This window comes from Saccharothrix xinjiangensis (assembly GCF_039527585.1).
In the GTDB taxonomy this organism is placed as follows: domain Bacteria; phylum Actinomycetota; class Actinomycetes; order Mycobacteriales; family Pseudonocardiaceae; genus Actinosynnema; species Actinosynnema xinjiangensis.
The window spans coordinates 205,047-218,013 of sequence record NZ_BAAAKE010000006.1; the positions used below are offsets into that span (position 1 = coordinate 205,047).

The window sequence follows — 12,967 nt, forward strand, 5'->3', positions numbered from 1 at the left end:
GGAACTGACCGCACTGCTGTTGGGATGGTGCAAGCCCGAACAACTGGACCGGGTGGTGGTGGGCGAGGTCCATGTGGGTTGCACCCAGCGTCACCTCGCCGGCGTTCACCGCGACTTGGGCGAGCACGACCAGGAATAGGCGGAGATGCGGCGGGCCGCGCACGTCCGGCTGTCAGGGGCTCGGAGGCCCGATGGGTCGGCACCCTGGCCAGTGGAACCGTCGTTGTGCGGAAAGGACGGGCACGGTCGGGTGAATTCCGCCGCTGCCAGTCGGCGCAGCGGTGGCGCGATGCCACGCTGGTGCCAAGGTCGACGACCAAGTGGGGTGGTCGGTGGTGGTGACGCCCGGACTGCGGCAGCCCGATGACCCCGTGTCAAGCGACCCGATGCCCGACACGGGTGACAACGGCCCTGCCGATGTCCGCAACACCATGTCGGGCATCGCAAGCGTGGCGCTGCAAACCGGTGCGGTGCACGGCGGGGTGCACCTGCACACCGCGCGCCCGTCGCCCGCACCGGTGGTGCCGCGGCAACTGCCCGCCGCGCCGGGCCTGCTCGCCGGGCGAGCGGGCGAATTGGCCCGGCTGGACCGCGCCCTGACCGCCGGGTGGCGCGGGTCGGACATCGACGAAGCGGGACCGGCCACCGCTGATCCGCCCGCCGGCTTGGCAGGCGCCGGGACGACGGTGCTGGTCTCGGCGATCGGTGGGGTGGGCGGGATAGGCAAGACGTGGTTGGCATTGGCGTGGGCGCACCGGCACCTGGACCGGTTTCCCGACGGGCAGTTGTTCGTCGACCTGCGGGGGTTCAGCCCTGTGGGTGAGCCGATGGAGCCGGCGGTGGCGGTCCGCGGGTTTCTCGACGCACTGGAGGTCGATCCCGATCGCATCCCGACCGACCTCGACGCGCAGGCAGCGCTGTACCGCAGCCTGGTGGCCGGGCGGCGGATGCTGATCGTGTTGGACAACGCCGCCGCCAGCGAGCAGGTCGTGCCCCTGCTGCCCGGCTCGCCGACCTGCACGGTGCTGGTCACCGGCCGCGTTCGGCTTGCTTCCCTCATCGACCGGCACGGCGCCCGCCACCTTCCCCTGGGCATCCTCACCGGTGACGAGGCCCGTGTCCTGTTGGCGGACCGCCTGGGGGCCGACCGGACCGCCGCCGCACCCGAGGCTGTAGACGAGTTGGTCGGGTTGTGCGGGGGTCACCCACTCGCGTTGTCGATCATCGCCCGAACCGTCGACACCCGCATCCACACCCCGCTGGCCGAAGTCGCCGCCGAAGTGCGCGAACTCGGGCTGGAGATGCTCGACCACGACACCGACCCCGCCGCCAGCCTGCCGGCCGTGCTCTCGTGGTCCCTGCGACACCTCACCGAACAGCAGCGCACCGTGTTCGCCCTGCTCGGGATCGCCCCCGGTACCGACACCACCCTGCTCGCCGCCGCCGCCCTCACCGCCCTGCCCCCGGCCCGCGCTCGCAGGGCCCTGTCCGCGCTGGAGGAGGCGTCGCTGCTCGAACGGCGCCCAGGCGGGCGGCACACCATGCACGACCTGGTCCGCGCCTACGCCACCACCACAGCTCGCGACAACCTGTCAAAGCCTGTGCGAGAGGCGGCGTTGGCCAGGGCAGTCGACTTCTACCTGCACACCGCTCACGCCGCAGACCAGCTCCTGAACCCCCACGCCGAGCCAATCCGGCTCGACCCGCCCGTCCCCGGTGCTCGTCCCCACCCGTTACCCGACCCCGCAGCGGCGCTGGCCTGGCTGGACACCTGGCACTCCCATTTGCTGGCAGCCCAGCAGGCCGCCGCCACACACGGTCGTCACCAGGTCGTCTTGCACCTGGCCTGGGCTCTGGACACCTTCCACATCCGGCGGGGACATCGCCACGACGACCTGGCCGTGTGGCAGGCTGCTGTGCACGCCGCCGCCCATCTGCCCGACCCTGCCGCCGGCATCCTCGCCCACCGACGCCTCGGGCGCGCCTACGCCGAACTGGGGTGGTATGAGCAGGCAGCCGGGCACCTGCGTCAGGCCCTCGCTCACGCCGAGCACCACCACGACTCCCTCCAGAGCGCCAACACCCACTACGCGCTGGCGCAGGCCTGGGAGCGACAGGGGAACCACCAGCAGGCCTTGGAACACGCCCGCCGTGCCCTGGACCTTTACTGCGACCTCGACCAGCCGGTGCGGAAAGCCGTGGCGCTCAACGCGGTCGGCTGGCACTTCGTTCACCTGGGTGACTACGACGCCGCCCGGGATCACTGCCTCGAAGCCCTCGTCCTGCACCGCCGACATGGCTTCCCCGAGGGTGAAGCAGCCACCTTGGACAGCCTCGGGCTGATCGCCCACCGCATCGGCGACCACCGCCAGGCCCTCGACCACTATCACCAGGCGGTCACCCTGTTGCGCGGCCTCGGCGACGCCTACATGCTCGTGGAGATCCTCGACCGCGTGGGTCATGCCCACGCCGCCCTCGGTCATCACGACCAGGTCCGCACGGTGTGGCAGGAGGTGTTGGAGCTGTACCGGCAGCAGGGCCGTGACAGCGATGCTCAACGTGTCCAGAGCCAAATCGACCATCTCGACGGCATCAGCCGCGCTGGCGCTGACAGTTGATACCGCTCCCCGCGTCGCGGGTCGGAACGGCGAGCGCCCGACCTATCGTGAACGGGCAACGACTGTGCGCACGACCACGTGAACGGACGACCGCTCCGGGGTACGTTGAGGAAATGCGAAGGATCTTGATCACGGAAGACGGGGTGAGGCGCGCCGGGACCACCACCGCGGCGGGGGTGGTCCGTGGCTGAGGACGTCGTCGACCTGTGCGCCGCCCTGCTGCGGTTCGACACCACCAACTACGGTCGTGGCGAGTCCGCCGGTGAGCGGGAGGCCGCGGAGTTCGTCGCCGGTCACCTGGAGACCGTCGGCGTGCCCGCCACCCTGCTCGAACCCGCGCCGCGGCGCGCCAACGTGCTCGCCCGCGTGCCTGGCGCCGACCCCGACCTGCCCGCGCTGCTGGTGCAGGCCCACCTGGACGTGGTGCCCGCCGACGCGGGCGAGTGGAGCGTGCCGCCCTTCGCGGGCGTCGAGCGCGACGGCTACCTGTGGGGCCGCGGCGCGGTGGACATGAAGGACATGGTCGCCATGGTGCTGTCCGTGCTGGGCGCCTGGTCCCGCGAGGGCCGCCGCCCGCGCCGCGACGTCGTGCTGGCCTTCGTCGCCGACGAGGAGGACACCGGCGGGTACGGCGCGCACTGGCTGGTCGAGCGCCACGCCGACTTCTTCGCCGGCTGCGCCACCGCCATCAGCGAGTCCGGCGGCTTCTCCCACCGCGTCGGCCCGCACCGCGTCTACCCCATCGGCACCGCCGAGCGCGGCACCGCCCACCTGCGGCTGACCGCCACCGGGCGCGCCGGGCACGGCTCGCGCCGCAACGACGACAACGCCGTGGTCAAGCTGATCGGCGCGCTGGGCCGCATCGCCGCGCTGGAGCACCCCGTGCGGCTCACCCCGCCGGTGCGGGCGTTCATCGAGCAGGTCGCCGCCACCCTGGACGTGCCGGTCGACTGGGACGACGTGGACGCCACCATCGCCCGGTTCGGCCCCGCCGCGAAGCTGGTGGAGAACACCGTGCGCAACAGCACCACGCCCACCGTGCTCCAGGCCGGGTACAAGGTCAACGTCGTGCCGGGCAGCGCCACCGCCGAGGTCGACGTGCGCACCCTGCCCGGCACCGCGGACGAACTGCTGGCCTCCGTCGACGCCGTGCTGGGCCCCGACGTGCGGCGCGAGTTCCTCAACCACCAGCCGCCCGTGCAGGCGCCCGTGGACTCCCCCGCGTTCGACGCCATGGCCGCGGCGCTGCGCGCGGAGGACCCCGAGGCCGTGGTCGTGCCCTACTGCATGGGCGGCGGCACCGACGCCAAGGCCTTCAGCAAGCTGGGCATCGACTGCTACGGCTTCGCGCCGCTGTTCCTGCCCGAGGGCTTCGACTACCGGGCCATGACCCACGGCGTGGACGAGCGCGTGCCGGTGGAGGGCCTGCGCTTCGGCGCGCGCGTGCTCGACCGCTTCATGTCGTCCTGAACACCGGCGGCGACCGGGAGCAGGGGGCCGGGACCCGGGACTACTACGGGCAGGGCGCGGTGATCTCGCCCAGCCTGCCCAGCGCGTCGCGCAGCGCGGCCATCCGCCGCGCGCCCAGGTGCGCGGTCCACTCCCGCTCCACCTCCGCGGTCGCCGCCAACCCCACCGAGCACGCCGCCAGCCCCCGCTCCGTCACCCGGATCAACCGGGCCCGCGCGTCCGTCGGGTCGGACGTGCGCTCCACGTAGCCCGCCCGCTCCAGCTGGTCGACCAGGAACCCCGCGGTCGGCCTGGCCACCTGCGCGGCCTCCGCCAGCTCGGCCAGTCGCGAGCCGTCGCGGCCGATGCGCCGGAACACGCGCGCCTGCGCGGGCGTCACGTCGTCGAACCCGGCCTCGGCCAGCGCGGCGAAGACCCGGTTCTCCAGCTCGCGGTGCGGCAGGAACAGCAGCAGACCCAGGTCGTCAGGCACGTCACTCCTCGACGTCGGAGCGGTCACCCTATCGTGGGGCGTCGGTCGGCCGGGGCGTGTTCGGCACCCACGTGCGGCGCGCCAGCCGGGCCATCTTCAGCGCCAGGTGCAGCTCCAGCCGCACCCGCCCGTCGGCCAGGTCGCGGCCGGTCAGCTCCGCGATGCGGCCCAGCCGGTAGTACAGGCTGGTGCGGTGCAGGTGCAGCCGTTCCGCGGTCGCGCGGGCGTCGCACCCGGCGTCCAGGTAGGTCTCCAGCGTCCGCAGCTGCACCTCCGACAACCCGGCCAGCACCTCCTCCGGCGCGGCGCCCAGCAGCAGCCGGTAGGCGCCCAGGTCGGCGAACCCCACCCGGTCGGGCAGCGCCGGGTCCAGCCGCGCCAGCTCCGCCGCCGCCAACGCCTGCCGGTAGGCCTCGCCCGCGCGGTCGGGCGGGTGCGGGTCGCTGACCCCGACGTGCCCCGGCAGCTCCGGCAGCGGCTCGCCGACCGGCACCGTGCGCACCGCGCGCGGCTCCAGCGCCACCACCACCCGCACCGGCCCCCGCTCCCCGGCGGGCACCTGCGCGGCCAGCGCGGGCAGCCGCCCCGACAGGTCCACCTCGGTCAGGTCCACCCCGGTCACGTCCGCCCCCGCCGGCCCGCCCAGCACCCACAGGTAGCCCACCAGTACGCCCTGGTGCCGCAGCGGGTAGCCCACGCGCTCGTGGAACCCCAGCTCCGGGTTGGCCGGCACCCGCACCGGGCCGGTCGCGGTGGTCACGCCGTGCAGCTCCTGCCACGCCGCCACGTCCGCGGGCACCCGCCGGGTCAGGATCGCCCGCACCCGCGCGGGGTCCACCTCGTCGGTCTGCGCGCTGTGCGCGACCACCCGCCCGGCCACGTCGTCCACCGACACGCCGCGCCCCAGTTCACGGGACAGCTCGTCGAGCAGCTCCTGCATTCCGACAACTGTAGGAACAACTCCCTCCGCCCGACGGTCGCCCCGACCGCGGCGGACGCCCTAGCGTTCCGCACCGTGACGAACAGCAGGATCGCACCTTGGGCCTCACCGCGGGCGCGGCGCAGGCTCGCCGAGGTCGAAGCGGCCGTCGCCGCCGACCTGAGCGCGGACGGTGTCGCCGACACCGTCCGCAAGGCCCTCGACGCCCACGCCACCCAGTTCGACGACGACGGCATCGTGCTCTACGCGGGCACCAACGTGCTCAGCCCCGCCGCCGCGGCCGCGGGCTCGGTCCCGGTGTCCAGCCGGCCCAGCATGGGCTGGCCCGGCGAGAAGTACCAGGTCGGCCTGGACCACCTGGACACCCTGGAGGTGCTCGCCCCGATGCTGGTCGCCTCCCTGGTGGAGGCCGACTTCGCCGAGGTGCGGCTGCCCAGCGCCACCCTGGCCAACCTCGCCGTCTACACCGCCTTCGCCCGCGCCGGCGACAAGATCGCCGTGCTGCCCGAGTTCGCGGGCGGCCACGCCAGCCACCACGCCCAGGGCGTGCCCGCGATCCGCGGCCTGACCGTGGTCGACCTGCCCTACCTGCCCGACGAGCTGGACATCGACTACGACAGGCTGCCCGGGTTCCTGCGCGTGCACCGGCCCCGGATCGTGGTGATCGGCGCGAGCCTGATGCTGTTCCCGCACGACGTGGCCGCGGTGCGGGCCGCCTGCGACGAGGTCGGCGCGATCCTGGTCTACGACGCCTCCCACGTGGCCGGCCTGGTCGCGGGCGGGGTGTTCCAACGCCCCCTGCACGAGGGCGCGCACCTGATGACCTTCTCCACCTACAAGTCCTTCGGCGGCCCTTCCGGCGGCTGCGTCGCCACCCGCGACCCCGACCTGGCCGAACGGGTCTCCACCGTCGTCTACCCCGGGATGCTGGCCAACTACGACGCCGGCCGCCTCGGCGCGCTCGCCGTCACCGCCGCCGAACTGGCCGAGCACGGCGCCGGGTACGCGCGGGCGTGCGTGGCCAACGCGCAGGCGCTGGGCGCGGCGCTGTTCGAGCGCGACATCGACGTGGCCCGCCACGACGGCGTGTTCACCCGCTCCCACCACCTGGCCGTGGACGCCCTGCCGCTGGGCGGCGGCGACGCGGCCGCCGCGCTGCTCGGCGAGGCGGGCGTCTACCTGTCCGGCATCAGCCTGCCCTGGCAGCGCATCGACGAGGGGCTGCGCGGCCTGCGCATCGGCACCCAGGAGATCACCCGCCGCGGGTTCACCCCCGACGACCAGCCCGCGATCGCCGACCTGGTGCGGCGCGCCCTGATCGCCCGGGAGTCGCCCGAGCGGGTGCGCGCCGACGCGATCGCCCTGCGCCGGGAGGTCAACGCGCGCACCGCCGGCGGCTGAGGACCGGCTGGTGGCCGCGGCGAACGGACCCGTCGCGGCCACCAGCGCCCGCGTCGAGGACTTGACCTTGTCGCGACGTCGGGGTTTCTACTGGTCGCGTGCGAATCGGAGAACTCGCCGCCCTGGTGGGCGTGTCGACCAGGGCGGTGCGGCACTACCACCAGCGCGGACTGCTGGACGAACCCGCGCGCCAAGCCAACGGCTACCGCGAGTACGGGCTGCGCGACGTCGTCGTGCTGGCCCGCATCCGCAGGCTCACCGAGCTGGGCCTGTCGCTGGACGAGGTGCGCGACGCCCTCGGCAACGGCCGCGACCTGCACGAGATCCTCGTCGAGCTCGACGGCGACCTGGCCGCGCAGGAGACCCGGCTGAGGGAGCGGCGGGCCCGCCTGGCCGGGCTGATCGAGCGGACCGGGCCGCACGCCGACGACGCCGTCGCGCCCGAGCTGCTGGCCCTGCTCGACGACCTGGCCGACCGGCCTCCCACACCGCTGGCCGATCGGGAGCGCGAGCTGCTGGCGCTGATGGACACCACCGCGACCCGCGCCGACCGCGACCGGGTCGTGGCCGCGCTGCGGGACCGCGCCGCCGACCCCGCCGCCGCGCGGCGGGACCAGGAGCTGGGCGAACGCCTCACCGCGCTGGCCGACGCCGAGGTCGACGACCCGCGGGTGGAGGCGTTGGCCGCCGACCTCTCCGCCGCGCTGCCCGCCGAGTTGCTGGCCGGCGGCGACGCGGGCGGCCCGTTCGCCGCCGCCGTGCTCGACACCCTCGGCCCGGCGCAGGCCGAGGTGGTGCGGCGGGTGCTGCGACGGGCGGGCACGGCGTGACGGGACTGAAGGGCCTGTGGTGGTGGCTGTGCCGGCGGCGCGTCGGCGTCGGCCCCGGCGACGTCGCCCTGGACTACGCCCGCGGCCAGGTCCGCACGTCGCTCGTGCTCGCCGGTGTGGTGGTCGTCGAGGCGGTCGCGGTCGGCCTCCTGGTCCGGTGGCCCTGGCTGCACGTGCTGGACGCGGTGGCGCTGGTGAGCGTGCTCTCCGCGGCGGCGGGGCTCGTGGTCCACCCGCACGTCGTCGGCCACGACGCCCTGCTGCTGCGCGACGGCGGCCGGTTCGCCGTGCGCGTCCCGCTCGACGCGATCACCTCGGTGCGGGCCCACTGGCGTTCCCACACCGGCAAACCCCGTCACGTCGACGACGGTGAACTGGTCCTGTCGGTCGGCAACCAGACCGACGTGCACCTCGAACTGTCCCGGCCGCTCCGGGTGCGCCGACCGGACGGCCTGGTGACCAGGATCAGCTTCCGCGCCGAGGACCCGGACACCGCCGTGACCGCGATCGGAGCGGCCCGCACCCGGTTTGGACGATCGTCCAGTACGATCGTCCGATGACGGTGCGACAACGGCTGCTGCACGCGGCTACGGAACTCATCGCGGAGAAGGGGTGGGGCGCGGTCAGCACGCGGGTGCTGGCCGACCGCGCCGGGGTCGGGTCCGGGGTGGTGCACTACCACTTCGACTCGCTGCGGGCGGTGCTGGTGGAGGCCTCGGTGGGTGCGCTGCGCGCCGCCCTGGCCGAGCTGCCCCGCCTGCTGGAGGACTCGGCCACGCCCGACGAGGCGCTGGCCGCGCTGCTGGGCGCGCTGGACGGGCACAGCGGCCAGGAGCTGTTCATCGAGACCATCCTCGCCGCCACCCGCGACGACGTGCTGCGCGAGGCCGTGCGGGAGGTGCTGGTCGAGTTCCGCGCCGAGCTGGCCGCCTGGCTGGCACGCCGCGGCGTGCCCACGCCCGAGAGCACCGCGGCCGTGCTCGCCGCGGCCCTGGACGGCGTGCTGCTGCACCGCGCCCTGTCCCCCGACCCGCCCCTCGACACGGTCGCGTCGGTGCTGGGGAGGACGCTGCGATGAGGGTCCTGATCAGCGGCGCCGGCATCGCCGGCCTGGCCCTGGCCCACCGGCTGGGCGCCCTCGGCCACGACGTCGTGGTCCTGGAACAGGCGCCCGCGCCCCGCACCGCCGGGTACATGATCGACTTCTTCGGGCCGGGCTACGACGCCGCCGAGCGCATGGGACTGCTGCCCCGGCTGCGCGAGCTGGGCTACCGGGTGGTCGAGGCCGCCTACCTCGACGACCGGGGCCGCCGGGTCGCCGGGATGCGCTTCGACCGGGTCGCCCGCGCCGTGGACGGGCGGCTGCTGAGCATCATGCGCCCCGACCTCGAACGCGCGTTCCGCGAGGACCTGCCGGCAGCGGTCGGGCTGCGGTTCGGCGCCCGCGTCGTCGGCGTCGAGCAGGACGCCGACCGGGTGACCGCGCGCCTGGCCGACGGCACGACCGCCACCGGCGACCTGCTCGTCGGCGCGGACGGCGTGCACTCGGCGGTGCGGCGGCTGGTGTTCGGCGAGGGCCACCTGCGCCACCTCGGCTTCCACACCGCCGCGTTCGTGTTCGACGACCCGCACGTGCACGAGCTGGTGCGCGACCGGTTCTGCCTCACCGACACCGTCGGCCGCCAGGTCGGGTTCTACGGGCTGCGCGACGGGCGGGTGGCCGCGTTCACCGTGCACCGCACGTCCTCGCCGGAACTGCCCGAGGACCCCCGCGCCGCGGTGCTGGAGACCTACGGCTCGCTGGGCTGGGTGGTGCCCCGGGCGCTGGCGCGCTGCCCGGCGGAGCTCTACTACGACCAGGTCGCCCAGGTGGAGCTGCCGCGGTGGTCGTCCGGGCGGGTGGTGCTCGCGGGCGACGCCTGCGGCGCGGTGTCGCTGCTGGCCGGCCAGGGCGCGTCACTGGGCATCGGCGGCGCGTGGGTGCTGGCCGCGCACCTCGACGACCCCGCCGCCTACGAGCGCGCCTGGCGTCCCGTGGTGGAGGACCGGCAGCGGGTCGCCCGGTCGGGCGCGCAATGGTTCCTGCCCGCCTCGCCGCTGCGGCTGCGCGCCCGGCGGGTCGCGATGCGGCTGTCGCACCTGCCCGGGGTGGACCGGCTGGTCACCACGAGCCTGGTGGGCAAACCGGTCACCCTCGCCTGACCGGCCGGGATCCGCGACCGGCACCCGCCCGTCCGCCGGTCGTGGCACGCTCGGGGGTGCGGTCGGGGAGGCCGCCGAGGGGGTTCGGGGCGTGGCGGAACAGGTTCGGATCAGGGTGCTGGGGCCCTTCGAGGTCGAGACCGGGGCCGGGCCGGTGGAGGTGCGCGGTCGGCAGCGGGTCGTGCTCGCCTCGTTGGCGTTCTCGGCCAACGACGTGGTCCCGGTGTGGAAGCTGCTGCACCACGCGTGGCCGCGCGAGTCGCCGCAGGACGTCCGCAACGGGGTCCAGACGCTGATCAGCCGGCTGCGGCGGCGGCTCGGCACGCGGCTGATCGAGACCACCGAGGGCGGCTACCTGCTGCGGGCCGGGCCCGAGCACCTCGACCTGCTGCGGCTGCGGGAGCTGGTCGGGCTCGCCGCGCGGGCCGCCGAGGACGGCGACGAGGAGCGCGAGTCGGCGCTGCTGCGCTCCGCCGCGCGGCTCTGGCGGGGCGCCCCGCTGGAGGACGTGCCGTCGCCCGCGTTGCGCGCGGAGGTCGGCGCCCAGGTCGCCGAGCTGTGGTTCACCGCTCGGGAACGCGCGCTCGACCTCGCCCTGGCGCGGGGGCGCGACGCCCAGGTCATCGCCGAGCTGCGCGGTCTCACGGCCGCGCACCCGTTGCGGGAGTCGCTGTGGACCCGGCTGATGCTCGCGCTGCACCGCACCGGGCGGCGCGCCGAGGCGCTGGAGGCGTTCCGGGCGGTGTCCAGCGCCGTGCGCGAGGAGCTGGGGCTCGACGTGGGGCGGGCCGTGGCGGAACTCCACCAGGCGATCCTGGCCGACGACGCCGCGCTCACCGGCCCGACCGAACCCGCACGTCCACTCGGACCCGCCCGACCGTCCGGACCCGAACACCCGCCCGGGGCGGCCCCGGTGCCGCGTCAGCTGCCCACCGACATCCGCGGGTTCGTCGGCAGGGAGCGCGAGACCGACGCCCTGGACCGGCTGATCGGGCCCGTGCTCGACCCGGCGGCCACCGGGCGGCCGATCGTGATCTCGGCGATCGACGGCTCACCGGGGGTGGGCAAGACGACGCTGGCCGTGCACTGGGCCCACCGGGTGAAGCACCACTTCCCGGACGGCCAGTTCCACCTCGACCTGCGCGGCTACGGCCCGGGTTCCCCCGTGTCGCCGCTGGACGCGTTGGAGGCGCTGCTGCGCTCGCTCCACCCGGCCGCGGACCGGCTGCCCCGCGACGTCGACGAACGCGCCGCGCGGTGGCGCAGCGAGCTGGCCGCCCGCCGGGTGCTGGTCGTGCTGGACAACGCGCGCGACAGCGCACAGGTCCGGCCGCTGCTGCCCGGCAGCGGATCGCTGGTCATCGTGACCAGCAGGCGCAAGCTGCGCGGCCTGTCCGCGCGGGAAGGAGCCCGGCACATCACCCTCGACCTGCTCACCCCGGCCGAGGCGCTGGACCTGGTCGCCGACGCGGTCGGCGTCGAGCGGGCCGAACGTGAACCGGACGCCGTCACGGCGATCACCGAGCTGTGCGCGCGACTGCCGCTGGCGCTGCGGCTGGCCGCCGACCAGGCCGCCCGGCACCCGGAGTGGTCGCTGGCGTCCCTGCGCGACGAGCTGGCCGACCAGCGCGACCGGCTGACCGCGTTGTCGGTCTCCGCGCAGGACGACACCGACACCGACCTGAGGTCGGTCTTCGACTGGTCCTACGACGCGCTCGACCGCGAGGCCGCCGGCCTGTTCGACGTCCTCGGCCTGCACCCCGGCGACGACATCGGCAGGCCCGCCGCGGCGGCGCTGGCCGGCCTGCCGCCCGCCACGACGACCGCGGCCCTGGGGCGACTGGTCGAGGCGAGCCTCGTGCGGCAGCGGGCGCCCGGCCGGTACGAGCTGCACGACCTGCTCCGCCAGTACGCGCGGGACCACGCCGCGCGCCGGAGCGACACGCGGGCCGCGGTGGCCAGGCTGATGCGTCTCCACCTGCGCACCGCCGAACGGGCCAGGGCCCACCTGACCAGCCAACCGCACCGCGTGCCGGTACCGCGGGCCGAGCCGGGCGAGGTCCCCGCGCCGGACTTCGCCGACCGCGACGAGGCGATCGCGTGGTTCGACCGGGAACGCGTCACCAACGCACGACTCGTCCTGGACGTCGACGGGCACGGCCTGCACGAACAGGCGGCGGCGCTGTTCCAGCTCGTCTGGCACCACTCCTACATCCGGGGCCACCACCGGGAGATCGTGGCGCTCGGCGAGTCCGCGTGCCGGAGCGCGGCGACGGCCGGCAACGCGTTCCTGGAGGGCAAGTGCCGCAACGGCGTGGGCACCGGCTACAACCACACCGGTCACACCGACGAGCAGATCGCCTCCTCCCGGCGGGCGCTGGCCGTGTTCGAGCGCCTGGGCGACCGCCACGAGCAGGCGACCTCGCTGCTCAACCTGGGATCGGCGTACAACGGCGTGAACCGGTTCGAGGAGGCCGTCGACGCGCTCGAACGGGCGATCGGCCTCCACCTGGGGTTGGGCAACCCGGTGTCCGCCGGCATGGCGATGAACAACCTCGCCCACTCGCTCGGCGGCCTGGGCCGCCACGAGGAGGCGCAGGAACGTGCGAGGGAGGCGATCGCGGCGTTGCGCGGGGGCCGCGAGCCCGCCCGGCTGACCGTCGCGCTGATGACGCTCGGCGAGCTCCAGTCGGCCACCGGGAACCACCCGGCGGCCGCCGACACCTACCGCGAGGCCGTCGCGGTCGCCGACGAGGCCCAGGCGACCCGGTTCGCGGTGCCCCTGCGGATCTCGCTGGGCCGGGAGTTGGAAGCCGCCGGCGACCGCGACGAGGCGGTGCGGGTGTGGCGCGCGGCGTACGAGCGGTGCCCCGCCGGGGACCACGACGAGCACGCCGACGAACTCCGCGACCTGCTGACCGGCGGTCGGGCCGGTGACAGCGCGGTGCAAGCGGGACGACAGGGCACCGGGCCCGCTTCGCCCTAGCGTTCCCCTCGAACGGATTCGGACCAGCACGATCAAGGGGGAAAGTGA

General features: G+C 74.9%; 10 protein-coding genes. 8 read left to right on the plus strand and 2 right to left on the minus strand.

Annotated features, from left to right (window positions below):
* The first annotated feature begins 332 nt into the window (after positions 1 to 332).
* The gene (locus tag ABD223_RS16390; protein ID WP_344037102.1) at positions 333 to 2,618 is read left to right on the plus strand and encodes an ATP-binding protein; all 2,286 of its coding nucleotides are present in this window, start codon (positions 333 to 335) and stop codon (positions 2,616 to 2,618) included.
* A gap of 183 nt (positions 2,619 to 2,801) precedes the next feature.
* Positions 2,802 to 4,088 carry a M20/M25/M40 family metallo-hydrolase gene (locus ABD223_RS16395; protein ID WP_344037103.1) on the plus strand — a complete coding sequence of 429 codons (1,287 nt, stop codon included), beginning with the start codon at positions 2,802 to 2,804 and terminating at the stop codon, positions 4,086 to 4,088.
* 43 nt (positions 4,089 to 4,131) lie between these two features.
* On the opposite strand, the gene ABD223_RS16400 is transcribed toward ABD223_RS16395, so the two are convergent.
* Both ABD223_RS16400 and ABD223_RS16405 read right to left on the minus strand, forming a co-directional pair.
* On the minus strand, positions 4,132 to 4,560 hold the full coding sequence (locus ABD223_RS16400; RefSeq protein WP_344037104.1) for a MarR family winged helix-turn-helix transcriptional regulator: 429 nt from the start codon (positions 4,558 to 4,560) through the stop codon (positions 4,132 to 4,134).
* Between the two features lie 28 nt (positions 4,561 to 4,588).
* Positions 4,589 to 5,500 carry a PucR family transcriptional regulator gene (locus ABD223_RS16405; RefSeq protein WP_344037105.1) on the minus strand — a complete coding sequence of 304 codons (912 nt, stop codon included), beginning with the start codon at positions 5,498 to 5,500 and terminating at the stop codon, positions 4,589 to 4,591.
* A 75-nt stretch (positions 5,501 to 5,575) separates the two neighbouring features.
* On the opposite strand from ABD223_RS16405, the gene ABD223_RS16410 reads away from it, so the two are divergent.
* From ABD223_RS16410 to ABD223_RS16435, 6 genes are all read left to right on the plus strand, one after another.
* Positions 5,576 to 6,901 (plus strand): serine hydroxymethyltransferase, encoded by a 1,326-nt coding sequence (locus ABD223_RS16410; protein ID WP_344037106.1) that lies wholly within the window; start codon positions 5,576 to 5,578, stop codon positions 6,899 to 6,901.
* Between the two features lie 98 nt (positions 6,902 to 6,999).
* Positions 7,000 to 7,731 (plus strand): MerR family transcriptional regulator, encoded by a 732-nt coding sequence (locus ABD223_RS16415; protein WP_344037107.1) that lies wholly within the window; start codon positions 7,000 to 7,002, stop codon positions 7,729 to 7,731.
* The gene (locus ABD223_RS16420; RefSeq protein WP_344037108.1) at positions 7,728 to 8,291 is read left to right on the plus strand and encodes a hypothetical protein; all 564 of its coding nucleotides are present in this window, start codon (positions 7,728 to 7,730) and stop codon (positions 8,289 to 8,291) included. The genes ABD223_RS16415 and ABD223_RS16420 overlap by 4 nt, the downstream gene beginning before the upstream one ends.
* The gene (locus ABD223_RS16425; RefSeq protein ID WP_344037109.1) at positions 8,288 to 8,809 is read left to right on the plus strand and encodes a TetR/AcrR family transcriptional regulator; all 522 of its coding nucleotides are present in this window, start codon (positions 8,288 to 8,290) and stop codon (positions 8,807 to 8,809) included. The genes ABD223_RS16420 and ABD223_RS16425 overlap by 4 nt, the downstream gene beginning before the upstream one ends.
* Positions 8,806 to 9,933, plus strand: coding sequence for an FAD-dependent monooxygenase (locus ABD223_RS16430; RefSeq protein ID WP_344037110.1), 1,128 nt, complete (start codon positions 8,806 to 8,808; stop codon positions 9,931 to 9,933). The genes ABD223_RS16425 and ABD223_RS16430 overlap by 4 nt, the downstream gene beginning before the upstream one ends.
* Positions 9,934 to 10,024: 91 nt before the next feature.
* Positions 10,025 to 12,919, plus strand: coding sequence for an AfsR/SARP family transcriptional regulator (locus ABD223_RS16435; protein WP_344037111.1), 2,895 nt, complete (start codon positions 10,025 to 10,027; stop codon positions 12,917 to 12,919).
* Positions 12,920 to 12,967: the final 48 nt, after the last annotated feature.

Excerpts from the sequence above, each read along its gene's own strand:
- ABD223_RS16405 (WP_344037105.1), bottom strand. The coding sequence starts at position 5,500 with ATGCAGGAGCTGCTCGACGAGCTGTCCCGTGAACTGGGGCGCGGCGTG.
- ABD223_RS16425 (WP_344037109.1), top strand. The coding sequence starts at position 8,288 with ATGACGGTGCGACAACGGCTGCTGCACGCGGCTACGGAACTCATCGCG.
- ABD223_RS16430 (WP_344037110.1), top strand. The coding sequence starts at position 8,806 with ATGAGGGTCCTGATCAGCGGCGCCGGCATCGCCGGCCTGGCCCTGGCC.